Origin of the sequence: Achromobacter sp. Marseille-Q4962, from assembly GCF_943737005.1 — a bacterium.
Lineage (GTDB): Bacteria > Pseudomonadota > Gammaproteobacteria > Burkholderiales > Burkholderiaceae_B > Achromobacter.
Window position 1 is genome coordinate 1 of record NZ_CALSFU010000039.1, and the last position, 25,052, is coordinate 25,052.

21 protein-coding genes and 1 tRNA gene are annotated in these 25,052 nt (G+C 67.2%); 8 read left to right on the forward strand and 14 right to left on the reverse strand.

The genetic code is table 11. The features are described 5' to 3' along the window. Positions 1–121 precede the first annotated feature (121 nt). Positions 122–1,903, forward strand: coding sequence for an IlvD/Edd family dehydratase (locus tag NGJ44_RS21560; protein ID WP_251865726.1), 1,782 nt, complete (start codon positions 122–124; stop codon positions 1,901–1,903). A gap of 45 nt (positions 1,904–1,948) precedes the next feature. Here the strand turns inward: NGJ44_RS21560 and NGJ44_RS21565 are convergent, their stop codons facing one another. Further along, positions 1,949–2,341 (reverse strand): YbaN family protein, encoded by a 393-nt coding sequence (locus NGJ44_RS21565; RefSeq protein WP_251865742.1) that lies wholly within the window; start codon positions 2,339–2,341, stop codon positions 1,949–1,951. A 512-nt stretch (positions 2,342–2,853) separates the two neighbouring features. On the opposite strand from NGJ44_RS21565, the gene NGJ44_RS21570 reads away from it, so the two are divergent. Further along, complete coding sequence (locus NGJ44_RS21570) at positions 2,854–3,297, forward strand: RcnB family protein (protein ID WP_251865728.1); 444 nt, start codon at positions 2,854–2,856, stop codon at positions 3,295–3,297. Positions 3,298–3,406: 109 nt separating this feature from the next. On the opposite strand, the gene NGJ44_RS21575 is transcribed toward NGJ44_RS21570, so the two are convergent. The 13 genes from NGJ44_RS21575 to leuC form a co-directional block, all read right to left on the reverse strand. Further along, positions 3,407–3,670, reverse strand: a complete 264-nt coding sequence (locus tag NGJ44_RS21575; protein WP_053246530.1) for a hypothetical protein — start codon at positions 3,668–3,670, stop codon at positions 3,407–3,409. An 81-nt stretch (positions 3,671–3,751) separates the two neighbouring features. After that, positions 3,752–3,958 carry a cold-shock protein gene (locus NGJ44_RS21580; RefSeq protein ID WP_053246529.1) on the reverse strand — a complete coding sequence of 69 codons (207 nt, stop codon included), beginning with the start codon at positions 3,956–3,958 and terminating at the stop codon, positions 3,752–3,754. 189 nt (positions 3,959–4,147) lie between these two features. Further along, on the reverse strand, positions 4,148–4,609 hold the full coding sequence (fabZ, locus tag NGJ44_RS21585; RefSeq protein ID WP_286012421.1) for a 3-hydroxyacyl-ACP dehydratase FabZ: 462 nt from the start codon (positions 4,607–4,609) through the stop codon (positions 4,148–4,150). 284 nt (positions 4,610–4,893) lie between these two features. Further along, positions 4,894–5,385 (reverse strand): Hsp20/alpha crystallin family protein, encoded by a 492-nt coding sequence (locus tag NGJ44_RS21590; RefSeq protein WP_053246528.1) that lies wholly within the window; start codon positions 5,383–5,385, stop codon positions 4,894–4,896. Positions 5,386–5,697: 312 nt separating this feature from the next. Then, positions 5,698–5,774, reverse strand: a tRNA-Val gene (locus tag NGJ44_RS21595). A gap of 165 nt (positions 5,775–5,939) precedes the next feature. Then, complete coding sequence (locus tag NGJ44_RS21600; protein ID WP_251865730.1) at positions 5,940–6,590, reverse strand: phosphoribosylanthranilate isomerase; 651 nt, start codon at positions 6,588–6,590, stop codon at positions 5,940–5,942. Positions 6,591–6,652: 62 nt separating this feature from the next. Further along, positions 6,653–7,756, reverse strand: coding sequence for a TRAP transporter substrate-binding protein (locus NGJ44_RS21605; RefSeq protein ID WP_251865732.1), 1,104 nt, complete (start codon positions 7,754–7,756; stop codon positions 6,653–6,655). Positions 7,757–7,806: 50 nt separating this feature from the next. Beyond that, positions 7,807–8,604 carry a tRNA pseudouridine(38-40) synthase TruA gene (gene truA / locus NGJ44_RS21610; protein WP_053244942.1) on the reverse strand — a complete coding sequence of 266 codons (798 nt, stop codon included), beginning with the start codon at positions 8,602–8,604 and terminating at the stop codon, positions 7,807–7,809. Between the two features lie 11 nt (positions 8,605–8,615). Further along, positions 8,616–10,481 (reverse strand): type IV pilus assembly protein FimV, encoded by a 1,866-nt coding sequence (locus NGJ44_RS21615; protein WP_251865734.1) that lies wholly within the window; start codon positions 10,479–10,481, stop codon positions 8,616–8,618. A gap of 284 nt (positions 10,482–10,765) precedes the next feature. Further along, the gene (gene asd, locus NGJ44_RS21620; RefSeq protein ID WP_251865736.1) at positions 10,766–11,896 is read right to left on the reverse strand and encodes an aspartate-semialdehyde dehydrogenase; all 1,131 of its coding nucleotides are present in this window, start codon (positions 11,894–11,896) and stop codon (positions 10,766–10,768) included. Positions 11,897–12,094: 198 nt separating this feature from the next. Beyond that, positions 12,095–13,171 carry a 3-isopropylmalate dehydrogenase gene (gene leuB, locus NGJ44_RS21625; protein ID WP_053246328.1) on the reverse strand — a complete coding sequence of 359 codons (1,077 nt, stop codon included), beginning with the start codon at positions 13,169–13,171 and terminating at the stop codon, positions 12,095–12,097. 25 nt (positions 13,172–13,196) lie between these two features. After that, positions 13,197–13,847 (reverse strand): 3-isopropylmalate dehydratase small subunit, encoded by a 651-nt coding sequence (gene leuD, locus NGJ44_RS21630; protein ID WP_053246327.1) that lies wholly within the window; start codon positions 13,845–13,847, stop codon positions 13,197–13,199. Positions 13,848–13,865: 18 nt separating this feature from the next. Next, positions 13,866–15,269, reverse strand: a complete 1,404-nt coding sequence (gene leuC, locus NGJ44_RS21635; protein ID WP_251865738.1) for a 3-isopropylmalate dehydratase large subunit — start codon at positions 15,267–15,269, stop codon at positions 13,866–13,868. A gap of 495 nt (positions 15,270–15,764) precedes the next feature. On the opposite strand from leuC, the gene NGJ44_RS21640 reads away from it, so the two are divergent. The 6 genes from NGJ44_RS21640 to NGJ44_RS21665 all read left to right on the forward strand — a co-directional run. After that, complete coding sequence (locus tag NGJ44_RS21640; protein WP_053245903.1) at positions 15,765–17,246, forward strand: TolC family outer membrane protein; 1,482 nt, start codon at positions 15,765–15,767, stop codon at positions 17,244–17,246. A gap of 24 nt (positions 17,247–17,270) precedes the next feature. Beyond that, positions 17,271–17,483, forward strand: coding sequence for a hypothetical protein (locus tag NGJ44_RS21645; protein ID WP_053245904.1), 213 nt, complete (start codon positions 17,271–17,273; stop codon positions 17,481–17,483). Continuing rightward, positions 17,467–19,632 carry a type I secretion system permease/ATPase gene (locus NGJ44_RS21650; RefSeq protein ID WP_053245905.1) on the forward strand — a complete coding sequence of 722 codons (2,166 nt, stop codon included), beginning with the start codon at positions 17,467–17,469 and terminating at the stop codon, positions 19,630–19,632. Before NGJ44_RS21645 ends, NGJ44_RS21650 begins: the two co-directional genes overlap by 17 nt. Positions 19,633–19,639: 7 nt before the next feature. After that, the gene (locus NGJ44_RS21655) at positions 19,640–21,061 is read left to right on the forward strand and encodes an HlyD family type I secretion periplasmic adaptor subunit (RefSeq protein WP_053245906.1); all 1,422 of its coding nucleotides are present in this window, start codon (positions 19,640–19,642) and stop codon (positions 21,059–21,061) included. Positions 21,062–21,068: 7 nt separating this feature from the next. After that, on the forward strand, positions 21,069–21,722 hold the full coding sequence (locus tag NGJ44_RS21660; RefSeq protein ID WP_053245907.1) for a response regulator transcription factor: 654 nt from the start codon (positions 21,069–21,071) through the stop codon (positions 21,720–21,722). Between the two features lie 82 nt (positions 21,723–21,804). Then, the coding region (locus tag NGJ44_RS21665; protein WP_251865740.1) for a retention module-containing protein at positions 21,805–25,052 on the forward strand (3,248 nt) is incomplete at its 3' end.

Sequence of the window (25,052 nt, forward strand, 5' to 3'; positions counted from 1 at the left end):
CGCGGGATCAAACTAGGAACTTGCAGACGCCAGACGGCGCCCCTTCCAGGCCCGCCCTCCCCGCCGTCGCGCGCGGAGGAAGACGCGGACCCGTTCCCCTCCTGGAGGCAAGCGACTAGCCATGTCACAGAGTCCCCGCAAACTGCGCAGCCAGAAATGGTTCGACGACCCGTCCCACGCCGACATGACGGCCATCTACGTCGAACGCTACCTCAACTACGGCCTCACCCGGCAGGAACTGCAATCCGGCCGTCCCATTATCGGCATCGCCCAGACGGGCAGCGACCTCGTGCCCTGCAACCGCCACCATCTGGCGCTGGCCGCGCGCGTGCGGGACGGCATCCGCGACGCGGGCGGCATTCCCATGGAGTTTCCCGTCCATCCGCTGGCCGAGCAGGGCCGGCGGCCGACTGCGGCGCTGGACCGCAACCTGGCCTACATGGGGCTGGTGGAAATCCTGCACGGCTACCCGCTGGACGGAGTGGTGCTCACCACCGGCTGCGACAAGACCACGCCGGCCTGCCTGATGGCCGCCGCCACCGTGGACATCCCGGCCATCGTGCTGTCGGGCGGCCCCATGCTGGACGGCTGGCACGAAGGCCAGCGGGTCGGCTCCGGCACCGTGATCTGGCATGCCCGCAATCTCATGGCGGCAGGCAAGCTCGACTACGAAGGCTTCATGACGCTGGCCACCGCCTCCTCGCCCTCCATCGGCCACTGCAACACCATGGGCACCGCCCTGTCGATGAACGCCCTGGCCGAGGCGCTGGGCATGTCGCTGCCCACCTGTGCGAGCATTCCCGCCCCTTACCGCGAGCGCGGACAGATGGCGTACGCCACCGGCCTGCGCATCTGCGAACTGGTGCGCCAGGACGTGCGGCCCTCGCATATCCTGACCCGCGCCGCCTTTGAAAATGCCATCGTGGCCGCATCGGCGCTGGGCGCTTCCACCAATTGCCCGCCCCATCTCATCGCCATCGCGCGCCACATGGGCGTGGAACTGGGCCTGGACGACTGGCAGCGCCTGGGCGAGGACGTGCCGCTGCTCGTCAACTGCGTACCCGCCGGCGAATACCTGGGCGAAGGATTCCACCGCGCCGGCGGCGTGCCCGCCGTGCTGCACGAACTGCGCAAGGCCGGCCGCCTGCGCGAAGACTGCCTGACCGTGTCGGGCAAGACCATCGGCGAGATCGCGGCGGCCTCGCCCGCCCACGACCGCGACATCATCCGCGCCTGGGAAGCGCCGCTCAAACACCGCGCCGGCTTCATCGTGCTCTCGGGCAATTTCTTCGACAGCGCCATCATCAAGATGTCCGTGGTGGGCGAGGACTTCCGCAAGACCTACCTTTCCACGCCCGGCGACGAAAACGCCTTCGAGGCGCGCGCCATCGTTTTCGACGGCCCGGAGGACTACCACGCCCGCATCGACGACCCCGCGCTCAACATCGACGAGCACTGCATGCTGGTGATACGCGGCTGCGGCACCGTGGGCTACCCGGGCAGCGCGGAAGTCGTCAACATGACGCCGCCCTCCCGGCTCGTGAAGCGCGGCATCGATTCGCTGCCCTGCATGGGCGACGGCCGGCAAAGCGGCACCTCGGCCAGCCCTTCCATCCTCAACATGTCCCCGGAGGCCGCGGCAGGCGGCGGCCTGGCCCTGCTGCGCACCGGCGACCGCATCCGCGTGGACCTGAACCGGCGCAGCGTCACCGTACAGCTCGACGAGGCGGAGCTCGAGGCGCGCCGGCGCGAACCGCCGCACCAGGCGCCGCCTTCACAGACGCCGTGGCAGGAATTCTTCCGCCTGTGGGTGGGCCAGCTTTCCACCGGCGGCTGCCTGGAGCCGGCCACGCTTTACCTGCGGGTCGTGGAAACCCGCGGCGACCCGCGGCATTCGCACTGAACCCGGGCCGCGCGCGGGCGGCGCCGGCGCGGCCCTGACTCCCGGTCAAGGCGCGGGAGGGCCCGCCTCCTCGAGCGGGCGCGGGTCGGGCCGCGTCACCACATAGGCGGCGCTGGCCGCCAGGAAAACGCCCACGCCGGCCGCAAGCCAGCGCGAGGGATGCGCGCCCCACCAGAAAACCGCATAGCCCAGCGCCATGCCCAGGCAGGCGAAACACTTGCCCTTGCGCGATATGGCGCCCTGCTCGCGCCAGGCGCGCAGCGCGGGGCCGTAGGTGGGGCTTTCGAGCAGCCAGCGCTCCAGGCGCGGCGAAGAACGGGAAAAGCAGGCTACCGCCAGGATCAGGAAAATCGTGGTCGGCATGACCGGCAGGAATGCGCCGATCACGCCGAGCGCGACCATCACGCATCCCAGGACCAGCCAGAAAGCTCTCATCATGATGGGCAGCAGGATAGCAGGTGGCTGGCTGGCAGGGCTGCCGGAATGCGCGCCCGCCACCCCCAGTCGCCCCACGCCTCGCCTGCCGTCCGGGGGCCGCCCCCCCGCCGGAAGTGGGGCGTCGGGGCGGCCCGGCGGCAAAAAAACGTCCGAAGAACTGCCACTACCCGTCCATGGCATGGACAAATATTCGGCTTTTCGTCTCGGCAATGCTATTTTTAACCGGCCGATGTTTATGCCGGTAAACATCGGCGAAGTCGTTCCGCCCGGCCATCATGGCCGGGCCTTTTTCTTCTCTTCCATTTTCCCTCCCCTCGTTGCTCCTCCGCCCGCGCCGCGTCCAGCGCGCTTGTCCGGCCGACCCGCAACGCCTGCGGCTGCAATCGCAGCGGCTGTCACAGTGGATTTCAGAACAGCGTTCCGCTTACCTCGGGTAACGCTTGCTGCGGGCGCAGCGGGTTCGCGCCCGTAGAATTTCTCCCACCGGCCTTTGCCGGAAGAAGGAGAACTTCATGCACCGCAAATTCGCTTCTGCCCTGCTGGCGGCGATCCTGGCGTCGAGCGGCGTCGCCGTGGCCCAGCCGAGCGGTCCGGGACCGGGCCACGGACAGGGAGGGCCTGCGGGAGGTCCGGGTCACGGCCAGGCTTCGCGGCCCGGCCCTGCCGGCGGACCGCCGGGCGCGCCCGGCCACGGCCATGGCCACGACGCGGGCCCGAAACGCGGGCCATCGGGCGGGCCGGGCCGCGGCCCGGCGGATCCGCCGCCGCAACACTGGTCCAAGGGCCAGCGGGTGCCCAGCCCCTACCGCGGCCCGCAATACGTCGTCAACGACTGGCACGCGCACCATCTGCGCCAGCCGCCACGCGGCTATCACTGGATCAGCGTCGGCGCCGACTATTTCCTGATCGGCGTCACTACCGGCATTGTGCTGGAGGCGCTGCTGGGCGGCCGGTAGGGCGGCCCATCCGTCCGCCTCGATAATGAAAACGCCAGGCGCATGCGCGCGCCTGGCGTTTTCATGTATGCAAGCCTTTCCGCGGGGCGGGCGCGCCTTTACCGGCGGATCAGGCCCATGAGCGCAGGCTGTGGTCCACCAGGTAGCGCCCGTGCCGGATGGCCGCGTCGACCGCCACGCGCGGAGACGAAGCGAAGCCGCCCGCGTCGTAGAGAGGAATGGAATAGGACTCCGCCGATTGCAGATCGCCCGAGGACAAGCCGACGCTGACGGTCGCCCGGAATCTGGACGCGCCTCCAGCCTCGTCCTGCGGTATGCGCACGACGCGCGCGATCAGTTTGTAGCCCTTGTACACGGTGCTGTTGGCGTTCATGTGGTGCCTCCCACCTCGGCGCGCTTGCGCCGCACGGCGCGGCGCGCAAAATGGACGCGGCCCTCCTGGGAGGGCCAGGCGTCATCCGAGGATGCGTATGTTCGAAGCCTGCGGGCCCTTGGCCCCTTGCGTCCGCTCATAGCTGACGCGCTGGTTTTCCTGCAGCGTCTTGAAGCCCTCGCCCTCGATGGCCGAGGAATGCGCGAACAGATCCTTGCCGCCGAGTTCGGGCATGATGAACCCGAAGCCCCTGTGCTCGTCGAACCACTTCACGATACCCGTTTCCATAGCGTTTCCTTTCCTGAAATTGCGAGCCATTGCTCGGGATGACGATCAAGGAAGGAAAGCAGGCAATGGGCACGTCGCCGCACACGATCGAACACGATCACAACGCTTGAAGATCCGGTTCACTATGGGCGCATTGGCCCTGCGCGTCAATGGACGTTTCAAATTGAAGTGCCGGAACGCCGCCGCGGATCAGGCGCCCGCGGGTTCCGCCGCGTCGCGGATGGCGCAAAGGATGGATGCCTGCGCCACGAGCTCGTCTTTCACGAAGGCCTGGCCGCGATATTTGCACAGGGCCCGGCTCAGCCGCAGCGCCGCCACCTCGATGCGAAGCTGGTCGCCCGCGACCACCGGCTTGATGAACGAAGCATCGTCGATGCCCAGGAAGTAATACACTGCCTTGCCTTTGCCCGGGCGCTGCTGATCGCCCTCGTCGGCAAAGGAAAACAACGCGGCCGCCTGCGCCATGGCCTCCACGATGAGGGCCGGCGGCAGACCGTGCACGCCTTGCATGTAGGGGTCCGAGACGGAGATGTTCTTGATCGCCGTGATCTTCTTCTGCGGAACCAGATCGATCACGCGATCCACGAGCAGCATCGGATAGCGATGCGGAAGCCGGTCCATGATGGACCGGATATCGAGTTGTTGCGTCACGACAGGGCTACTCCCGGAAAGCTGGGCATGCAAAAACTCGGGTATCCCGGGGATTTGGTCAGCCAAACGGGCAGTGTCACACAAAAGACGGACGCAAGCCACCGCCGGGCGCGGGCTGGCCGGCAAGAACGGCGCTCCGCTCGCCGGATGTACCGTCCGGCGCCGGCATGGCCAAGACGCTTTTTCGGCAAGGGTGCGCGTCAACGGGGCGCATCGCCCATGCGCGATGCGCCCCGGAAAAGGCGGCCTCCTCGGCAGAAACCGGCCTCTGCGGAGCGGGCCGGTCAGTTGCTGACGGCAATGCGCTTGACGCGCGACTGGGCCTGTTCGCTCTTGGGAAGCGTAACGGTCAGCACGCCGTTCTTGAAGCTGGCGTCAACCTTGTCTTCGTCGATGTCATCGCCGATCGGGATCACGCGCTCGAAGCGCCCGTAGTAGCGCTCGGAGAACTGCCGCGCATTGTCCTGCGATTCGGCGCGCTTCTCGCCGCGCAGCGTCAGCGCCCCGTTTTCGAGCAGGACCTCCACGTCCTTCTTCTCCAGCCCGGGCAGCTCGGCCGTAACGCGGATACTCTCGCCCTCGTCTGTCACCTCGATGCTGGGCCAGCCGCCGAACGCCCGTCCCGCGGGATAACCCATGTCGAAACTGCGGAAAACATCGTCAAACAGCCGATTCACTTCGCGGTGCAGGGACAGAAACGGGTTTTCCTCTTTGTCGCGATAAGCGGCAGGGGCCTGGGAGTTGCGGCCCCAAGGAATCAGATCACGTACGCTCATAATCTTTCTCCTATCGAATCGGCCGGGCCTCTGTCGGCGACAGCGCCCGCCTTTGACCAAAACCCCCGGCCGGCCTGTCGGCCGGCCAGCGATGTAAATGTAGGTGCAGCGAAAGGAATTTCAAGAGGGGAAGCGGGCGGGCGACGGATGCGCGTCCGACGTAAACCGGGCGCCGACGCCTGCCCGGCAGCCGCTCATTCAAGCGCCCGCCGGCACGATTTCCCGTGAACGAAAAAACAAACAAAAAAAGCCGCCTGGTCATTGACTGGCGGCTTTTTCAGTTTGCCGTGCCTGGCGGCACTTGCAGGAATTTGGTAGGCGGTATTGGAATCGAACCAACGACCTCCACGATGTCAACGTGGCGCTCTAACCAGCTGAGCTAACCGCCTGCAAAGAAGAAAAATTATATATGGCTTTTTTGCGGTTTGCAAATCGCTTTGTCTTGTTTTGCCTTTCGACCCAGCGTTTCGCGTTGTGCGCCTGACTCGCGCCGATACCGCTGCAGCGATACCGCCACAGCGACACTACCAAAACGATGCCACAAACACTTTTCTTCAGCCCGCATCGGCGTTTTGCACCGCCGAAACGAAGTCCAAAATTCTAGCAGAATTTTTTATGCCTGGGGAATCTTCCACACCGCTGCTGACATCGACCGCCCAGGGGCGGATGCGCCGGACGGATGCGCCCACGTTTTGCGCATTGAGGCCGCCGGAGAGAATCAGCGGACGCGCCGCGGCATCGGCCAGAAGGCCGGCGAGCAAGTCATGGTCGAAGGCCAGGCCGCTGCCGCCGTAGCCGCTGCTGTAGCTGTCGAACAGCCAGCCCGATGCATCGCCGTAGGCGCGGCAGTGTTCGGCCAGGCCCGCGGCGGTATCCAGGCCCGGCGCGCCCACGCGGAAGGCCCGCAAGTAGCGGCGCCCGTAGCGCGCGCAGGCTTCGGGGGGCTCGTCGCCATGGAACTGCAGCAGATCGGGGCCGACCTGGTCGAGCACGGTGCGGACCTCGGTTTCGGAGGGATTGACGAAGAGCGCCACCACGTCCACGAAAGCCGGCACGAGGCGGCGCAGTTCGGCCGCGCGCGCGGGCGCCAGGCAGCGCTTGCTCTTGGCGTAGAACACAAAGCCGATGGCGTCGGCGCCGGCGGCCACGGCCGCTTCGATGTCGTTTTCGCGGGTGAGGCCGCAGATCTTGATACGGGTACGCATGTTTCTCTTGAGCGGCGCCGTCATGCGCGGCGCGAAAAGCCAGTATATCCGCCGCGCCGCGCTCAGCCGGACGAGGCATCCGGTCCCAGGCTCAGGCCGAGGTTGTCGAAGCTGGTCTCCGCGAGACGGAACCAGGGCGCCTGCTTGTCGCGAAAGCTCTTCATGCTCTCGTACAGTTTCTTGAACATCGGGTCTTTCGCGCCCAGCTCGTCGTAGAGCTGCAGGGACGCGTCGCGACAGGCCTGGAGCACGGGCCGCGGAAATGCCTTGAGCTGCGCGCCGCGCGAAACCAGCCTGTGCAAGGCGTCGGGATTTCCGGCGTCGTATTTGGCGAGCATGTTGCCGCTGGCCATGCGGCAGGCGAGCTCGAGCGCGGACTGATACGACTTGGGCAGCTCGTCGTAGGCATCCTGGTTCACGTAGAGCGAAAGCTGCAGCGTGCCGGCCCACCAGCCGGGAAAATAGTAGTTGCGCGCGACCTTGTAGAGCGCCAGCCCTTCGTCGTCATAAGGACCGATCCAGGCGACGGCATCCACCTCACCCTGCTCCAGGGCCGTGTAGGCGTCGGGCGCGGCCACGTCCACGGGCGTCGCGCCCAACCGCGCGAGCACCTGCCGCGCGAAACCGCCCGCCTTGACCTTGAGCCCACGGAAATCATCCGCCGTCTTGATCTCCGGGCGAAACCAGCCGCCCATCTGGGCGCCGGTATAGCCGCAAGGAAAATTGAGAATGTTGTGCTTGTCGAAGAGCACGCGAGTCAGGGCCAGGCCGTTGCCCTGGATCATCCATGCATGCATCTGGCGCGTGTTCAGGCCGAACGGCACCGCGCCATCGAAGCAGAGGGCGGGGTCGATGTCGAAATAGCGCGTAGACGCGGTGTGTCCGCAATCGGCGACCCGGTCACTCACCGCCTGCAGCACCTGCCCCGCCGGCGCGAGATCGCCGGCCGGAAAGATCTCGATCTGGAAACGCCCGTCGGTAACGTCGCTCAGGTAGCGCGCGACGTCCTCGGCGCCGGCGAACAACGTGGGCGACTCATACGGAAAACTCGACGCCAGGCGCCACGAAATGGACGGCGCGGTCTGCGCCACGACGGGCGCGGCCAGCGCCGCGCCGCCCGCCGCGGCGCCCAGGGCGGTCTGCTTCAGGAATGCGCGGCGTTGCATGGCAAGCCTCCGGGTGCGAGTCTGTAAAAGAGCGCGGCCCGCGGCAGCGCTCAGGATTGGGTGAAAGGCGACAACAGCGTCGCTGCGCCGTCGAGTTCGCGCAGGCCAAACTCGGGCGGATACTCGATGGCGGACAGGTACAGGCCGTCGGGAGCAAAGGTGGGCGCGCCCTGGCGCCGGTCGCGGGCGGCCAGGAGCTGTGTCATCCACGATACCGGTTCGCGGCCCTGCCCGATCTGCAGCAATGCGCCCATGATATTACGCACCATGTGATGCAGGAATGCGTTGGCCTGCAGGGTGAACACCAGGAACGGCCCCCGCTCCGCGATGTCCAGCCGGCGCAGGACGCGCACCGGATGGGCGGCCTGGCACTGCGAAGAGCGGAAGCTGGAGAAGTCGTGTTCGCCCAGCAAGACCTGCGCCGCTTTGCGCATGGCGTCCACGTCCAGGGGATGAAAGCTCCAGCCCGCACGTCCGGCCCACAGCGCCGGCCGCACCCTTCCCCTGAACAACAGGTAGACGTAGGTGCGCGACCGGGCCGAAAAGCGGGCATGGAAATCGCCCGATACCCGTTGCGCCCACTGCACGGAAATCGTGGGCGGCAGGAAGGCGTTCACGCCTCTTACCCAGGATTCCGTGCGGCGGTCCAGGGCCGTGTCGAGGTGTATGACCTGCATGGCCGCATGCACGCCGGTGTCCGTGCGGCCGGCGCAAATCGTGGGCACCGGGTCCGGAACGTCGCAAAAGCGGGCCAATGCCGCTTCCAGCGTATCTTGAACCGTTTGCCGATGCGGCTGAGTCTGCCAGCCTTGCCAGGCGGAACCGTCATAGGCCAGGCCCAGCGCCATCCTGCCGGTATTCAAACCCTCGGACCCCCGGCGTGGCGAGGCTCGTCCGTGGGCGGTTCGTCCAGGTCCAGATTGATGCCCTTGAGCTTGCGATCGAGCGCGGCCGCGTCCAGCGCCGGCTCGCCATAGGCGTAGGTTTCTTCGTCTTCGTCGCCGCGCCGCGTGCCCGCGCGGCGCAGCAGCCACGCAATGGCGAAGGCGACCAGCGCCAGCACTGCCGTCACGATGACGAGCAGATTGTCCGCCAGCCAGGATGGCATGCCGGAATCCTCCGTTTTGTTGATGGGCGGCGTGCCGGCCCGCGGCTGCTCCGCCGCGCCAGGCGCTCCCGCCGCGCCGGGCGTTCCCGCCGCGCCGGGCGTTCCCGCCGCGCCAGGCGTTCCTGCTGCGCCCTGCGTTCCTGCCGCGCCGGGCGTTCCCGCCGCGCCGGGCGTTCCCGCCGCGCCAGGCGTTCCTGCTGCGCCGGGCGTTCCCGCCGCGCCGGGCGTTCCCGCCGCGCCGGGCGTTCCCGCCGCGCCAGGCGTTCCTGCTGCGCCAGGCGTTCCCGCCGCGCCGGGCGTTCCCGCTGCGCCAGGCGTTCCCGCCGCGCCAGGCGTTCCCGCCGCGCCGGGCGTTCCCGCCGCGCCAGGCGTTCCCGCTGCGCCAGGCGTTCCCGCCGCGCCGGGCGTTCCCGCCGCGCCGGGCGTTCCCGCCGCGCCAGGCGTTCCTGCTGCGCCAGGCGTTCCCGCCGCGCCGGGCGTTCCCGCTGCGCCAGGCGTTCCCGCCGCGCCGGCCGATCCGGGCGTGCCAGCGGCACCGGGTGTGCCGGCCTCGCCCGAGGCATTACCCGTCTTCGCCGCGTTCTGTTCGGCCAGCGCCTGATTCAGCGCGTCCACATTGCTCTGCAATTGATTGACGCGGCCCTGGGCGTCGGCGAGCGCGCGTTCGTTGGACACCCGCGCATCGGCCTGGGCCTCCGCCTGCGCTTGGGGACTGCCCGGCGGATAGGCGGAAGACAGGCGGACGCGGTCTTGAGGCTGATCGGCGGCGGCGACGCCGGCGTCCTCCTCGGCCTTGCCGACCGTGCCCGCGGCGCCGTCCTGGCCTTTCACGACGGCGGGGCTGGCGCCGGCCGCCGCACCGATGCGCGAGCGGTAGCGCGCGAAGGCTTCCGCGTGCTCATTGAAGATGCGGCGCGCCTCGGCCGGATCCACGGCGCGCACGGTAGCCGCGTCGGGAATGGTGAGCTTTTCGCCCGCCTTGACCAGGTTCATATTGTTCTGGATGAAGGCTCGCGGATTGGCGCGCCACAGGGCCACCAGCATCTGATAGACGTTGGCGTTGGGCACGGCATTGCGCTGGGCGATGCCGAACAGCGTGTCGCCCGACCTGACGTTGACGCTGCGCGCGGCCGCGGCGCGCCGTGGCGTGCCCACGGACGCCGGCGTCACGTCGGCGGTGGTGCCGCGCAAGGGCACGAGGATGCTGACCTGCACCTGGCGCTGGCCCGAGCTGGACCCGATGTTCAGCAGCAGGTCGACCGCGCCGCCGTTGGGCGCGCGGTCGGAGCGCACGCGCAGGTTCTTGCGCGTGCCGTCCATGCCGTCTTCGACCCGGACTACCATGCTCGCCAGCGGCACCGGCGGTTTCAGGCCGGCGCGCTGCCAGGCCGCTTCGTCGGCCACGCTCACGTTCAACGAGGCGACTTCGTCGGGCGACAGTTCCTGCAGGCCGACGACCGCCTGCAGCGGCGCCCCGGGCGCGGAAACCACCCGCGAGTGCCCCACGCGCATGGCCAGCGCCGGGCTGGCGGCGCCCGCGCCCAACGCCAATGCGACGGCCCAATGCAGGGCCTTCAGACGACGGACGGGCTTCATTGGGCGCAAACGCTGGATCATGAGCGGGAATCCCCTATCTTGTCGTTGAAATCCGGCGATACCGCAGCGGCGCCGCCAGAGGGCCCGGGGGCCTGAATTCACGGCAAAAGTGTAATGTATCGGTGCCGTTTCATAAACCGGAAGACTGTCGCGCGACCGCAGGCGGGCGCATCGAAACGCGGCATGCGGCGCGGCCGGACCGGCGAGGAACCGCATGGCGAGCCCCGGGCGCCCCCCCATATGGGCAAGGGCACCCGAAGGTGCCCTTGCATGCGCGCTGCCCGCAAGCCGCGAGGCTCGCGGAATCAGGCTTCCGCCAGCGCGATGCGCAGCATGCGGCGCAGCGGCTCGGCAGCGCCCCACAGGAGCTGGTCGCCCACCGTGAAGGCGCCCAGGTACTGCGGCCCCATGGAGAGCTTGCGCAGGCGGCCCACCGGGATGTCGAGCGTGCCGGTGACGGCAACGGGCGTAAGCGCGCGCACCGTGTCTTCCTTGGTGTTGGGCACGACCTTGGCCCATTGCGTGCCCTGGACGATGAGCGATTCGATCTCGTCCAGCGGCAGGTCGCGCTTGAGCTTGATGGTCAGCGCCTGGCTGTGGCAGCGCATGGCGCCGATGCGCACACACAGGCCGTCGATGGGCGTGGCCGGCGTGCCGAAGGCGGCGCCGCGGCCCAGGATCTTGTTGGTTTCGACCTCGCCCTTCCATTCTTCCTTGGACATGCCGTTGCCCAGGTCCTTGTCGATCCAGGGGATCAGGTTGCCGCCCAGCGGCACGCCGAAATGCTCCTGGGGCAGCGAAGGATCCTTCTGGCGCGCCAGCACGCCGCGGTCGATCTCGAGAATGGCCGAAGCGGGATCGTCCAGCAGCGGCTTGACGGCCTGGTTCAGCTCGCCGAACTGGGTCAGCAGTTCGCGCATGTGCTGGGCGCCGCCGCCCGATGCGGCCTGGTAGGTCATGGTGGTCATCCACTCGACCAGGTCGTTGTTGAACAGGCCGGCCAGGCCCATCAGCATGCAGCTCACGGTGCAGTTGCCGCCGATGAAATTGCGCACGCCGCGCTTGAGGGCGGCGTCGATCACCGGGCGGTTGACCGGATCCAGCACGATGATGGCGTCGTCGGCCATGCGCAGGGTGCTGGCCGCGTCGATCCAGACGCCGTTCCAGCCCGCGCCGCGCAGCTTGGGATACACCTCGGAGGTGTAGTCGCCGCCCTGGGCGGTAACGATGATGGGCAGTTTTTTCAGAGCGTCGATGTCGTAGGCGTTTTGCAGCGGGCCCGCGCCGTCGGCCCAGGCGGGCGCAGCGCCGCCGGCATTGCTGGTGGAGAAAAACACCGGTTCGATCAGTGCGAAATCGTTCTCGTCGCGCATGCGCTGCATGAGCACCGAGCCGACCATGCCGCGCCAGCCGACTAGGCCTACTGCTTGCTTCATTTCAATCGCTCTTAAAAAAGAAAGGGGGATCCGGGAGAAAATTGCGGTGCAACTTTCAACAATTTATCAGAATGCCGCGCTCCATGCCGCAGCGCAACCAGAAAAAAAGGGCCGCACCAAGCCGGGAGCGGCCCTTGCGCCGCGCCCGGCTCGTCCGGACGCGGCCCGTTCCGCGCCTCGCGCGCAACGGAAAGGCCGTCAGGCCAGCGCTTTCAGGACGGCATCGCCCATTTGCGCAGTGCTTACCTTGGTGGCGCCCGCCTCATGGATGTCGGCGGTGCGCAGGCCGTCGGCCAGCACCTTGCGCACGGCGGCCTCGATGCGGTCGGCCTGCGCCGGCTGGTTCAACGAATAGCGCAGCAGCATGGCAGCCGACAGGATGGTGGCCAGCGGATTGGCAATGCCCTGCCCGGCGATGTCGGGCGCCGAACCGTGGCTGGGCTCGTACAGGCCCTGGCCGCTGGCGTTGAGCGAAGCCGAGGGCAGCATGCCGATGGAGCCGGTAAGCATGGCGGCCTCGTCCGACAGGATGTCGCCGAACAGGTTGCCGGTGACGATAACGTCGAACTGGCGCGGGTTGCGCACCAGCTGCATCGCGGCGTTGTCCACGTACATGTGCGAGAGCTCCACGTCGGGGTAGTCGCGCGCGACTTCGACGACGATGTCGCGCCAGAACTGCGAAGTCTCGAGCACGTTGGCCTTGTCCACGCTGCAGAGCTTCTTGCCGCGCTTGCGCGCCGACTCGAAGCCGATGCGCGCGATGCGGCGCACCTCGGAATCGGCATAACGCATGGTGTCGTAGCCCTCGCGCTCGCCGGCGAAAGCGCCGTCGGGCGCGGAACGCACGCCGCGCGGCGTACCGAAATAGATGTCGCCGGTGAGCTCGCGGATGATGAGAATGTCGAGCCCCGACACGATTTCGGGCTTCAGCGAGGAGGCGCTGGCCAGTTCGGGATACAGGATGGCCGGGCGCAGGTTGGCGAACAGCCCGAGCGCCTTGCGCAGCCCCAGGATGGCCTGCTCGGGACGGAATTCGCGCGGCAGGCTGTCGTACTTCCAGTCGCCCACGGCGCCGAACAGCACGGCGTGCGATTCCTTGGCCAGCTTCAGCGTGGCGGGCGGCAACGGATGCTCGAACTCGTCGAAGGCCGCGCCGCCGACGGCGGCCTGGCGGATTTCCAGGGGCAGATCCAGCGCCTTCAGGACGCGCACGGCCTGTTCCACGATTTCGGGGCCGATGCCGTCGCCCGGCAGCACTGCGATTTGGTGAGTCATGGGTATTCCTGTTTATGAAAAGACGTCAGGCGATGGGCCGGCTTTCGAGCCAGGGATGACGCGCCAGGCGCTCGGCCTCGAAGGCGCGGATCTTGTCGGCGTGGCGCAGGGTCAGCGCGATGTCGTCGTAACCGTTGAGCAGGCAGTATTTGCGGAAAGGCTCGATGTCGAACGCCATTTCGCGGCCGTCGGCTGCCACCACCACCTGGCGCTCCAGGTCGATGCGCAGCTTGTAGCCGGGGAAGGCTTTCACTTCGTCGAACAGCCGCGACACTTCCAGTTCGGAGAGCACGATCGGCAGCAGGCCGTTCTTGAAGCTGTTGTTGAAAAAAATGTCGGCGTAGGACGGCGCAATGATGGCGCGGAAACCGTATTGCGTCAGTGCCCACGGCGCGTGTTCGCGGCTGGAGCCGCAGCCGAAGTTCTTGCGGGCCAGCAGCACGGACGCGCCCTGGTAGCGCGGCTGGTTCAGGACGAAATCGGGATTCAGCGGACGCTTGCTGTTGTCCATGCCGGGTTCGCCGTGGTCCAGGTAGCGCAGCTCGTCGAACAGGTTCGGCCCGAAGCCGCTGCGCTTGATGGACTTGAGGAATTGCTTCGGAATGATGAGGTCGGTATCGACGTTCTCGCGATCCAGCGGCGCGACCAAGCCTTCGTGAGTGGTGAATGCTTGCATGATCTGTATACCCGGTGCTTAACGGAAAGTGCGGACATCGACGAAATGGCCCGCCACCGCGGCGGCGGCGGCCATGGCGGGGCTGACCAGGTGCGTACGGCCGCCCTGCCCCTGCCGGCCCTCGAAGTTCCGGTTGGAGGTGGAGGCGCAGCGCTCGCCCGGTTCCAGGCGGTCGGCATTCATGGCCAGGCACATCGAACAGCCCGGCTCGCGCCATTCGAAGCCGGCCTCGATGAAGATCTTGTCCAGCCCTTCGCGCTCGGCCTGCTGCTTGACCAGGCCGGAGCCCGGCACCACCATGGCCTGCCGCACGTTGGACGCCACGCGCTTGCCGCGGGCCACGGCCGCGGCCTCGCGCAGGTCTTCGATGCGCGAATTGGTGCACGATCCGATGAACACGCGGTCCACGCGGATGTCGGTCAGCGGGGTGTTGGGCTTCAGGCCCATGTATTGCAGCGCGCGCTCCATGCCGCTGCGCCGCACGTCGTCTTTCTCGCGGTCGGGGTCCGGCACGCGGGAATCCACGGGCAGCACCATTTCGGGCGAAGTGCCCCAGGTGACCTGCGGCTTGATGTCGCGCGCGTCGACCTCGACCACGGCGTCGAAGCGGGCGCCCTCGTCGGTATGCAGCGTGCGCCAGTACGACACCGCCTGGTCCCAGAGCACGCCCGTGGGCGCAAAGGGACGGCCGCGGAAATACTCGATGGTCTTGTCGTCCACCGCCACCATGCCCGAGCGCGCGCCGGCTTCGATGGCCATGTTGCAGACCGTCATGCGGCCTTCGAGCGAAAGCCCGCGGATGGTGCTGCCCGCGAACTCGATGGCGTACCCCGTGCCGCCCGCCGTGCCGATGCGGCCGATGACGTGCAGCACCAGGTCCTTGGCCGTACAGCCGAAAGGCAATTCGCCTTCCACCTTGATGAGCATGCTCTTGGCTTTCTTCATGAGCAGCGTCTGCGTGGCGAGCACGTGCTCCACCTCGGAGGTGCCGATGCCGAAGGCCAGCGCGCCCACGGCGCCGTGCGTGCTGGTGTGCGAGTCGCCGCAGACCACGGTCATGCCCGGCAGGGTGGCGCCCTGTTCAGGCCCGATGACGTGCACGATGCCCTGGCGCAGGTCGTTCATGCGGAATTCGGTGATGCCGTATTTGTCGCAGTTGGCGTCCAGCGTATCCACCTGCAGCCGCGAAACGGGATCTTCGATGCCCTGGGCGCGGTTGAGCGTGGGCACGTTGTGGTCCGCAACCGCAAGGTTGGCGCTGACGCGCCACGGCTTGCGCCCGGCCAGCGCGAGACCTTCGAACGCCTGGGGGCTGGTGACTTCGTGCACCAGGTGGCGATCGATATAGAGCAGACAGGTGCCGTCGGATTCCTGGTGGACGACGTGCGCGTCCCAGAGTTTGTCGTAGAGGGTTTGGGCCATGAATGTGCTCGGTGAACAAGACGGTCCGGCTCGGGCGGACACGGCGCGGGCCGCGTCCGCCGCTGCGGCATGGACACATTATGCCCAGGCGGACAACCTAGTACAACCTAAGCATATATACCAGTACTAAAACTACCATCCTGTATGCGGGCGTCCCGGACACGGGCCGCGGATGTCTCGAAAAAACTATCAAAATCCATAAAATTCGCGCGACAACAAAAACAAATTAGATACAGAAGTCGCAAACAGATATAATCCTCTCTCGCCTGACTATAAATAATAAGAAATAATACGAAATAAACCGTATTAAATATAAAGCGAGCCGAAAGCATTGAAGAATTTGCGTGATTTCGAGGCTTTTGGGGGAAGTATCGCGGAGAAAGTCAGCGCAGGCGGTCAGTTGCGTCACAAGTTTGCAAACATTGACTCGCCAATCCTGACATTTACAAACATTATCTCGATCTATCGAAACCCACTCGTCCTCGAATAATCACCATGGCTTCGTTCACGCTTAAAAGCACTGTTGTCGCCCTTGCTCTGGCCGGCCTTCCCGCGGCATATGCCCAGACGCCGGTCACACTGAACCAGATCGTCGAACAGACGCTGCTCAGCAACCCCGAAATCCAGGCCAAGTACCACGACTTCCAGGCTTCGCTCGAAGGCCAGAACGTGGCGCGCGCGGCCTTCTTCCCGCAGGTCAACCTGCAGGGCTCGATCGGCCGCCAGTACCGCAACAAGGTGCCGGGCGAAGGCTCCCAGCAATGGACGCAGCCGGGCTGGTCGGCCGAATTGCGCCAGCTCATTTTCGACGGCTTTCGCACCAGCAACGATGTGAAGCAGGCGGGTTTCGACAAGCTGGCCCGCTTCTATGACCTGCTGGCCACCAGCGACAGCACCGCGCTGGCCGCGGCCCAGGCGTACATCGACCTGGAGCGCTACCGCGACCTCGAAATGCTCGCCCGCCAGAACTACTCGCTGCACGAGGAAACCCTCAAGCAGATTGGCGAACGCACCGAATCGGGCGTGGGACGCCGCGTGGACCAGGAACAGGCCGGCGGCCGCCTGGCCCTGGCCCAGACCAACCTCATGACGGAATCGGCCAACCTGCTGGACGTGCAGCAGCGTTTCCAGCGCATCACCGGCGCGCTGCCGCCCGCCAGTCTGCAGCCCGTGCCCGACCTGAGCGGCAAGCTGCCCGGCAAGCCGGCCGATTTCAACGAGTCGCTGCGCCGCAACCCGTCGTTCCTGTCGAAGCAGGCGGGTCTGCAGGCCGCGCAGGCGGGCGTGGCCTCGTCCAAGGGCGCGTTCTCGCCCAAGTTCGAATTCGTGGCGGCCACCGGGCGCGATCAGACGGATCCGACCCCGGAAAACCGCGACATCCAGACCTCGTCGGTGCAACTCGTGATGAGTTACAACCTGTACCGCGGCGGCGCCGACTCCGCGCGCGTGCGCCAGACGGCCGCGCAGTCCTATGCCGCCCGCGACATCCGCGACTACACCTGCCGCAACGTGCAGCAGGATCTCGCGGTGGCCTGGAACAACATCGTCAGCCTGAACCAGAAACTGCCCTTCCTGCGCGACCATGAAATCGCCACCGCCAAGGTGCGCGACGCCTACCGCCAGCAGTTCCAGATCGGCCAGCGCTCGCTGCTGGACCTGCTGGACACCGAGAACGAGCTTTTCGAATCCCGCCGCGCGCTCACCAATGCGGTTTATGATCTGCGCCTCGCCCAATACCGGTGGCTGGCGCTGTCGCACCAGCTCCTGCCCGCTCTGTCGCTGCGCCCCGCGCGCGACGAGATGCCCGAGGAAAACGGCAAGCTCGAGGTTTCCGACGAAGTGATCAAGCTCTGCAACTCGACGGTTCCGGACGCCGCCAGGCTGGCTCCGGTCAGGGTGCAATACAACGAAGGAACGCTGCCGCCGACGCTGGTGCCGCTGAACGCGCCGGCCAAGGCGCCCAAAGCCGCGCCCTGACCCGCGCCGGGCGCAGGAGGCCCCATGGCAAATCCGAAGAAAGACTTTTCGCAACTGGACGCGGACTTTGTCCGCGTGCTGGAAGACCTGATCGACGCCTTGATTGCCAACGGCACCTTGCGCCTGACCGATCTGCCCATCCAGGCACAGCAGAAGTTGACGCAGCGCAAACAGACTCGCGCCCGTCTCTCGAAACATCTCGATCTGCTCGATGACGACGATGGACAAGTTATCTGAAACCTCGTTCCGGGAGTGGCGCGCCGATGCGCGCGCCGCGCACGACGACCCCCTTCTGGACTGCCTGGTGGAGGTCACGCGCCTGCATGGCGTGACGGCCACCGCGCAGGCGCTGTCGGCGGGCCTGCCGCTGGAGTCGCACCGGCTCACGCCCGCCCTGCTGCCGCGCGCCGCGGCGCGCGCGCAATTGTCGGCGCGGGTGGTCAAGCGCGGGCTGGCGGACATTCCCGCCGACCTGCTGCCCGCCATCCTGCTGCTGCGCGGCGAGCGGGCCTGCCTGCTGCTCAGGAAAGACGGCGACGTCTGCATCGTGAGCCACCCCGAGCTGGGCGGCAGCGCCATCGAGATGAGCCAAGACCAGCTCCTGGCCCAATACACCGGCCTGGCCTGCCTCATCCGGCCCCAGTTCCGTTTCGACGCCCGCTCTCCGGAGGTGGCCAAGGTGCGCACGCGCCACTGGTTCTGGGCCGCCATCATGGAAAACCGCCGCCTGTACCGCGACGCGCTGATCGCCGCCCTGCTGATCAACCTGTTCGCGATGGCCATGCCGCTCTTCACCATGAACGTGTACGACCGCGTCGTGCCCAACAACGCGGTGGAAACGCTGTGGGTGCTGGCCGCCGGCATCGGCCTCGTCACGATCTTCAACACCATTCTGGGCACCGCGCGGGCGCACGTGGTCGACAGCGCCAGCAAGCGCGTGGACGTCCGTCTTTCGGCCCAGATCATGGAACGCGTGCTCGATCTGCGCCTGGAAGGACGGCCCGTGTCCGTGGGGTCGTTCGCGGCCAACCTGCGTTCTTTCGAATCCATCCGCGATTTCATCGCCTCGGCCACCATCACCACCCTGGTGGACCTGCCGTTCATCCTGCTGTTCCTGGCCGCGCTGGTCTGGATCTCGCCCTGGATGATCCTGCCCCCGCTGGCGGCCATCGTGCTGATCCTGCTGGTTTCCCTGGCGGCCCAGGCGCGCATGGAGTCGCTGACCATGTCCTCGTTCCAGGCATCGTCGCAGCGCAATGCCACGCTGGTGGAAGCCCTGACCGGCCTGGAATCGGTCAAGACCCTGAATGCGCAGAGCGCTATCCAGCGCAACTGGGAGCGCGCCACCGAGTTCATTGCCCAGACCGGCGGCAAGCTCAAGCTCATTTCCTCGTCCGCGGTGGGATTCGTGCAGGCATGCCAGCAGCTCGTCTCGATCTCGGTCGTGATCATCGGTGTCTACCAGGTGCAGGACTCGGCCATGTCCATGGGCGGCATCATCGCGGCCTCCATGATCGCCGGCCGCTGCCTGGCGCCGCTGGGCCAGGTGGCGGGGCTGCTCATGCAGTACCAGAACGCGCGCACCTCGCTGGCTTCCATCGACAACTATATGAAGCTGCCGGTGGAGCGCCCGCCCGAGTCGGAATTCCTGCACCGCCCGGTATTTCATGGCGGCCTGGAATTCCGCGACGTGAGCTTCGTGTACCCCGGCGCGCGCCAGCCCGCGCTCAAGAAGGTGTCGTTCAAGCTCAAGCCGGGCGAAAAAGTGGGCATCATCGGCCGCATCGGCTCGGGCAAGACCACACTGGAAAAGCTGGCCCTCGCCCTTTACCAGCCCACCGAGGGCGCGGTGCTGCTCGACGGCGTGGACATCCGCCAGATCGACCCCGCCGACGTGCGCCGCGCGATCGGCTACGTTCCGCAGGATCCGCTGCTGTTCTACGGCAGCCTGAAGCACAACCTGGCGATGGGCGCGCCGTACGCCGACGACGCCACCATCCTGGCGGCGGCGGACACGGCGGGCGTCACCGAATTCGCCAACTTGCATCCCGACGGCTTCGACATGGTGATCGGCGAACGCGGCGAATCGCTCTCGGGCGGCCAGCGCCAGTCGGTGGCGGTGGCGCGCGCGCTCATCAACGACCCGCCCATCCTGCTGCTGGACGAGCCCAGCAGCAATATGGACCACCAGAGCGAGGCCCAGCTACGCCAGCGCCTGAAGGCCGCCAGCGCGAACAAGACCGTTCTGCTCATTACGCACCGCACGGCGCTGCTGGAATTGGTGGACCGTCTCATCGTCATCGACAACGGCCATATCGTGGCCGACGGCCCGAAGGAACAGGTCGTCGAGGCGCTGCGCCAGGGACGGGTCGGACGGGGCAGCTGAGGATTCCATGCAAATCGATTCCGTCCGAAACCGTCCTTCGCTTTTCAGCCTGCCCTGGCGCATGCTGCGCGGCGCCTTCGTGTCGCTGTTCGACCTGCTGCTCAACGGCGTCGAAAAAGGCAAGCCCCGCAAGCGCTCCGGCTACGTGGGCAATGCCGAATGGCTGATCCACGAGTCCGAGGCGCGCGGCTCGCGCATCCTGCTGTGGGTGTCCCTGATCGCGGTCGCCCTGCTGCTGGTCTGGGCTGCCGTCAGCCCCATCGACGAGGTGGTGCGCGGCGAGGGCAAAGTGGTGCCTTCGCGCCAGGTCCAGATCATCCAGAGCCTGGACGGCGGCATCGTGGACGAAATCCTCGTGCGCCCCGGCCAGGAAGTGGAAGCCGGCCAGATCCTGCTCAAGATCGACCCCACGCGGTTCGCCTCCTCGCTCGGCGAGAACAACGCCGAATACCTTTCCCTGCTGGCCAAGGCCGCTCGCCTGAAGGCGCTGGCCACGGGCGAACCCTTTACCGCGCCCGAGGAAGTGCTGAAGCAGGCGCCGGGCCTGGTGGAGATGGAGCGCAACGCCTGGCAGGCGCGCACCACCGAGCTGAACGCCACCGTCAACGTGGCGCGCGAGCAGCTCAAGCAGCGCCAGGAAGACCTGCGCGAAACCATCGCCAAGCGCGACCAGGCCGCCGCCAGCTGCGCGCTGACTTCGCGCGAACTGCAAGTGACGCGCCCGCTGCTCAAGAGCGGCGCGGTTTCGGAGGTGGACCTGCTGCGCCTGCAGCGCGACGTGGCCCGCTTCTGCGGCGAGCAGAAAGGCGCCGAGGCGCAGATCGACCGCTTCCAGGCCTCCATCAAGGAAGCCGAGAGCAAGATCCAGGAAACGGAACTCAACATCCGCAACCAGGCGCGCAGCGAACTCTCGGAAACCAACACCAAGCTGGCGACCCTGCAGCAGAGCAAGCTGGCGCTGGCCGACCGCGTCAAGCTGGCCGAAGTGCGCGCGCCGGTGCGCGGCATCATCAAGACCATTTTCAACAACACGGTGGGCGGCGTGGTGCAGCCCGGCAAGGACATCATCGAGATCGTGCCCGCCGACGACACGCTGCTGCTCGAGGTCCGCGTGCAGCCGCGCGACATCGGCTTCCTGCATGCCAGGCAGAAGGCGGAAGTGAAATTCACCGCCTACGACTTCTCCATCTACGGCGGGCTGGAAGGCGAAATCGAGCAGATCGGCGCCGACACGGTGACGGACGACAAGGGCAATTCCTATTACGTGGTGCGGGTCCGCACGAACCGCAGCACGGTGGGCGACAAGCACCTGCCCATCATCCCTGGGATGGTGGCCGAGGTGCACATCCTGACCGGCAAGCGGACGGTGCTGCAGTATCTGCTCAAGCCCGTGCTGCGCGCCAAGGCGAACGCATTTACCGAGCGCTGAAGGAGTTATGAAACCGACACCCGTGTTGTTGATCACGCATGACGAGCTGCTCTGGCAACAATGGCGCAACCTGGATGGCACGCGGTGGCTGCCGGCGCGCGGGCGCACGCTGGCCGACCTCGCCCGCTGGCGCGGCCAGGGCCGCAGCCTCGCCATCCTGGACAGCGACCTGCCCCGCCTGCCGGGGTGGCACGACGCCTCCTGGGCGGCCGTGCTGGACGGCGCTCAGGTCATCGTGGCCAGCCCTCGCCCCACGGATGAGCAAGGCACGCAGGCCCTGGGCGCGGGCGCGGCCGGCTACTGCCATGCCTACGCCTCGCCGGCCGCGCTGGCCCAGGCGCTGGAAGTCGTGGCATCCGGCGGCATCTGGATGGGACGCTCGCTGGTCACGCGCCTGCTGCGCCTGGTGGAAGAGCGCGCCCAGCCTCCGGCCTCCTGGAACCTCGGTCTGACCGAGCGCGAAGACATGATCGCGCGCCGGGCCGCCACCGGCCAGGCCAACGCCAGCATCGCCTCCGACCTCGGCATTACCGAACGCACCGTCAAGGCGCACCTGTCGGCCGTATTCGACAAGCTGGGCGTATCCGACCGCCTGCAGCTGGCGCTGCTCGTGCACGGTATTTCCGCTCCCCAGGAACGGCGCAGCAAAGTCGCCTCATAACCTGTCCTTGAGGACAATACCGCCGCCGCGGCATGCCCTCTAGTATTCGGCCATCACGGATGATTCCCTCAAAGGATCCAAAATGGCCAATGCCTCCCCCGCTATCGTTTCCGAACTCACCGGCCGCGCGTGGATACGCAATAGCGACGGTTCCCTGACCGAGCTGCACGAAGGCAGCAAGGTGCCGGCCGGCAGCGACATCGTCACCGCCTCGGGCGCCACGCTCACGCTCCAGGTCGAGAACGGCATGCCGCTGGTCATCGGCGAGAACCGCGACGTGGCGCTCAACGGCGATGCCGGCGCGGGCCCGCTGGCCGATCCTTCCGAGGCCGCGGTCGCGCCGCCCTCCGGCACCGACTCCGACCGCCTGCTGGCCGCCCTCGAAGCCGGCCGCGACCCGTTCGACGAGCTGGACCCCACCGCCGCCATCGTGGCGGGCAGCGGCGATGCCGGCGGCAGCAGCTTCGTGCGCCTGGCTCGCATCCTGGAAACCACCACGCCGCTGGACCTCTCCTACCCCAACCCGTCGCGCGGCGAGGAAGTCATCGCGCCGCTGGCCGGCGCCAGCGCCACGGACGACGACGGCGCGGGGAATGCGCCGCCGCTGGCCGTCAACGACGCCGTTGGCACCCGCCAGGACGACGCGATCCGCGGCAACCTGCTCTCCAACGACAGCGACCCCGACGGCGACGCGCTGACGCTGGTGTCCGTCAACGGCCGCCCGATGACGAGCGAGGGCATCACCGTTCCCGGCTCTAACGGCGGCGTGTTCACCGTCTATCCCGACGGCTCGTACGTCTTCAACCCCAACGGCGAATACAAGGCGCTGGGCGAAGGCGAAACGGCGGTCTCCACCGTCTCCTACACGATCACCGATCCGTCCGGCGCCACTTCCACGGCCACGGTCGCCGTCACGGTGACCGGCGTGCTCGACGTGCCGACGATCTCGGTTTCCGATGCCGGCACGGTGAACGAAGGCGGCATCGCCACGTTCGACATCAGCCTGGGCAACACGATCGACCTCGACCGCGAAACCACCATCACGCTGAAGATCGGCGGCCAGGTCGAGGCCGGCGACGTCGGCACGCCCGTCGTCACCATCGGCGGCGTGGCCGTCACGGTCACCGCCAACCCGGACGGCACCTACAGCTTCCAGCTTCCGGCGGGCGTGACAGGCGGCATCGTGGTGGCCGTGCCCACTACCGACGACGCCACCTTCGAGGGCCGCGAGAGCTTGACCCTGGAGGCCACCCTCAGCGGTCAGGCGGCCAACGGCGCCCAACTGCCGGCGGGCATCACCGATACCGGTACGGCCACCATCGTCGATGTGGAGAGCACCGATCCGTCCAACCCGAATCCGGGCGCCGACATTCCCTCCCTTACGGTGGGCGACGCGGGCGACATCAACGAAGGCAGCAGCGCCGACTTCAACGTCTCGCTTTCCAAGCCGGTCGATGCCGACACCACCATCACCTTCAAGCTAAGCGGCGAGATCGAAGCCGGCGACGTGGGCACGCCCACCGTCACCATCGGCGGCCAGTCGGTTGTCGTAACGGCCAACCAGGACGGCACCTACAGCATCACCGTGCCCGCCGGCACCACCGACGGCATCGTCGTCACCGTGCCGACCACCGACGACACGGTCTTCGAGGGCCGCGAGAGCCTGACGCTGGAAGCCACGCTCACCGGCAGCACCGCCAGCGGCGTGGCCCTGCCCGACGGCATCACCGACACCGGTAGCGCCACCATCGTCGATACCGAAAGCACTGATCCGTCCCACCCGAATCCGGGCGCCGACGTGCCCGCGCTGTCGGTTTCCGATGCCGGCGATGTGGATGAAGGCAGTGAGGCTGTCTTCAATGTTGCGCTGACCAAGCCGGTCGATGCGGATACCACGCTGACCTTCAAGCTTGGCGGCGACATCGAAGCCGGCGATGTCGGCACGCCCACCGTCACCATCGGCGGCCAGTCGGTTGTCGTGACCAATAACGGCAACGGCACCTACAGCATCACCGTGCCCGCCGGCACCACCGACGGCATCGTCGTCACCGTGCCCACCACCGACGACGCGGTCTTCGAGGGCCGCGAGAGCCTGACCCTGGAAGCCACGCTCACGGGCGAATCCGCCAGCGGCGTGGCCCTGCCCGACGGCATCACCGACACCGGCAGCGCCACCATCGTCGATACCCAGGGCGGCGGCAAGGATGTGCCCGCGCTCACCGTGTCCGACGCCGGCGACGTGAACGAAGGCAGCAACGCGGTCTTCAATGTCGCCCTGACCAAGCCCGTCGATGCGGATACCACGCTCACCTTCACGCTCGGCGGCCAGATCGAAGGCGACGACGTAGGCACGCCCACCGTCACCATCGGCGGCCAGTCGGTTGTCGTAACGGCCAACCAGGACGGCACCTACAGCATCACCGTGCCGGCCGGCACCACCGGCGGCATCGTCGTCACCGTGCCGACCACCGACGACACGGTCTTCGAGGGCCGCGAGAGCCTGACGCTGGAAGCCACGCTCACCGGCAGCTCGGCCAGCGGCGTGGCCCTCCCGGGCGGCATCACCGATACCGGCAACGCCGTGATCGTGGACGATCATGGACCGGGCGCTGACGTGCCCGCGCTCACCGTGTCCGACGCCGGCGACGTGAACGAAGGCAGCAACGCGGTCTTCAATGTCGCCCTGACCAAGCCGGTCGATGCGGATACCACGCTTACCTTCAAGCTTGGCGGCGACATCGAAGCCGGCGATGTCGGCACGCCCACCGTCACCATCGGCGGCCAGTCCGTCGTCGTGACCAATAACGGCAACAACACCTACAGCATCACCGTGCCGGCCGGCACCACCGGCGGCATCGTCGTCACCGTGCCGACCACCGACGACGCGGTCTTCGAGGGCCGCGAGAGCCTGACCCTGGAAGCCACGCTCACGGGCGAATCCGCCAGCGGCGTGGCCCTGCCCGGCGGCATCACCGACACCGGCAGCGCCACCATCGTCGACACCGAAAGCACCGACCCGTCCCACCCGAACCCGGGCGCCGACGTGCCCGCGCTGTCGGTTTCCGACGCCGGCGACGTGAACGAAGGCAGTGAGGCTGTCTTCAATGTTGCGCTGACCAAGCCGGTCGATGCGGATACCACGCTGACCTTCACGCTGGGCGGCCAGATCGAAGCCGGCGACGTGGGCACGCCCACCGTCACCATCGGCGGCCAGTCCGTCGTCGTGACCAATAACGGCAACGGCACCTACAGCATCACCGTGCCCGCCGGCACCACCGGCGGCATCGTCGTCACCGTGCCCACCAACGACGACGCGGTCTTCGAGGGCCG

Excerpts from the sequence above, each read along its gene's own strand:
- NGJ44_RS21560 (WP_251865726.1), top strand. The coding sequence starts at position 122 with ATGTCACAGAGTCCCCGCAAACTGCGCAGCCAGAAATGGTTCGACGAC.
- NGJ44_RS21565 (WP_251865742.1), bottom strand. The coding sequence starts at position 2,341 with ATGATGAGAGCTTTCTGGCTGGTCCTGGGATGCGTGATGGTCGCGCTC.
- NGJ44_RS21570 (WP_251865728.1), top strand. The coding sequence starts at position 2,854 with ATGCACCGCAAATTCGCTTCTGCCCTGCTGGCGGCGATCCTGGCGTCG.
- NGJ44_RS21575 (WP_053246530.1), bottom strand. The coding sequence starts at position 3,670 with ATGAACGCCAACAGCACCGTGTACAAGGGCTACAAACTGATCGCGCGC.
- NGJ44_RS21580 (WP_053246529.1), bottom strand. The coding sequence starts at position 3,958 with ATGGAAACGGGTATCGTGAAGTGGTTCGACGAGCACAGGGGCTTCGGG.
- NGJ44_RS21590 (WP_053246528.1), bottom strand. The coding sequence starts at position 5,385 with ATGAGCGTACGTGATCTGATTCCTTGGGGCCGCAACTCCCAGGCCCCT.
- NGJ44_RS21600 (WP_251865730.1), bottom strand. The coding sequence starts at position 6,590 with ATGCGTACCCGTATCAAGATCTGCGGCCTCACCCGCGAAAACGACATC.
- NGJ44_RS21605 (WP_251865732.1), bottom strand. The coding sequence starts at position 7,756 with ATGCAACGCCGCGCATTCCTGAAGCAGACCGCCCTGGGCGCCGCGGCG.
- truA (WP_053244942.1), bottom strand. The coding sequence starts at position 8,604 with ATGGCGCTGGGCCTGGCCTATGACGGTTCCGCCTGGCAAGGCTGGCAG.
- NGJ44_RS21615 (WP_251865734.1), bottom strand. The coding sequence starts at position 10,481 with ATGATCCAGCGTTTGCGCCCAATGAAGCCCGTCCGTCGTCTGAAGGCC.
- asd (WP_251865736.1), bottom strand. The coding sequence starts at position 11,896 with ATGAAGCAAGCAGTAGGCCTAGTCGGCTGGCGCGGCATGGTCGGCTCG.
- leuB (WP_053246328.1), bottom strand. The coding sequence starts at position 13,171 with ATGACTCACCAAATCGCAGTGCTGCCGGGCGACGGCATCGGCCCCGAA.
- leuD (WP_053246327.1), bottom strand. The coding sequence starts at position 13,847 with ATGCAAGCATTCACCACTCACGAAGGCTTGGTCGCGCCGCTGGATCGC.
- leuC (WP_251865738.1), bottom strand. The coding sequence starts at position 15,269 with ATGGCCCAAACCCTCTACGACAAACTCTGGGACGCGCACGTCGTCCAC.
- NGJ44_RS21640 (WP_053245903.1), top strand. The coding sequence starts at position 15,765 with ATGGCTTCGTTCACGCTTAAAAGCACTGTTGTCGCCCTTGCTCTGGCC.
- NGJ44_RS21645 (WP_053245904.1), top strand. The coding sequence starts at position 17,271 with ATGGCAAATCCGAAGAAAGACTTTTCGCAACTGGACGCGGACTTTGTC.
- NGJ44_RS21650 (WP_053245905.1), top strand. The coding sequence starts at position 17,467 with ATGGACAAGTTATCTGAAACCTCGTTCCGGGAGTGGCGCGCCGATGCG.
- NGJ44_RS21655 (WP_053245906.1), top strand. The coding sequence starts at position 19,640 with ATGCAAATCGATTCCGTCCGAAACCGTCCTTCGCTTTTCAGCCTGCCC.
- NGJ44_RS21660 (WP_053245907.1), top strand. The coding sequence starts at position 21,069 with ATGAAACCGACACCCGTGTTGTTGATCACGCATGACGAGCTGCTCTGG.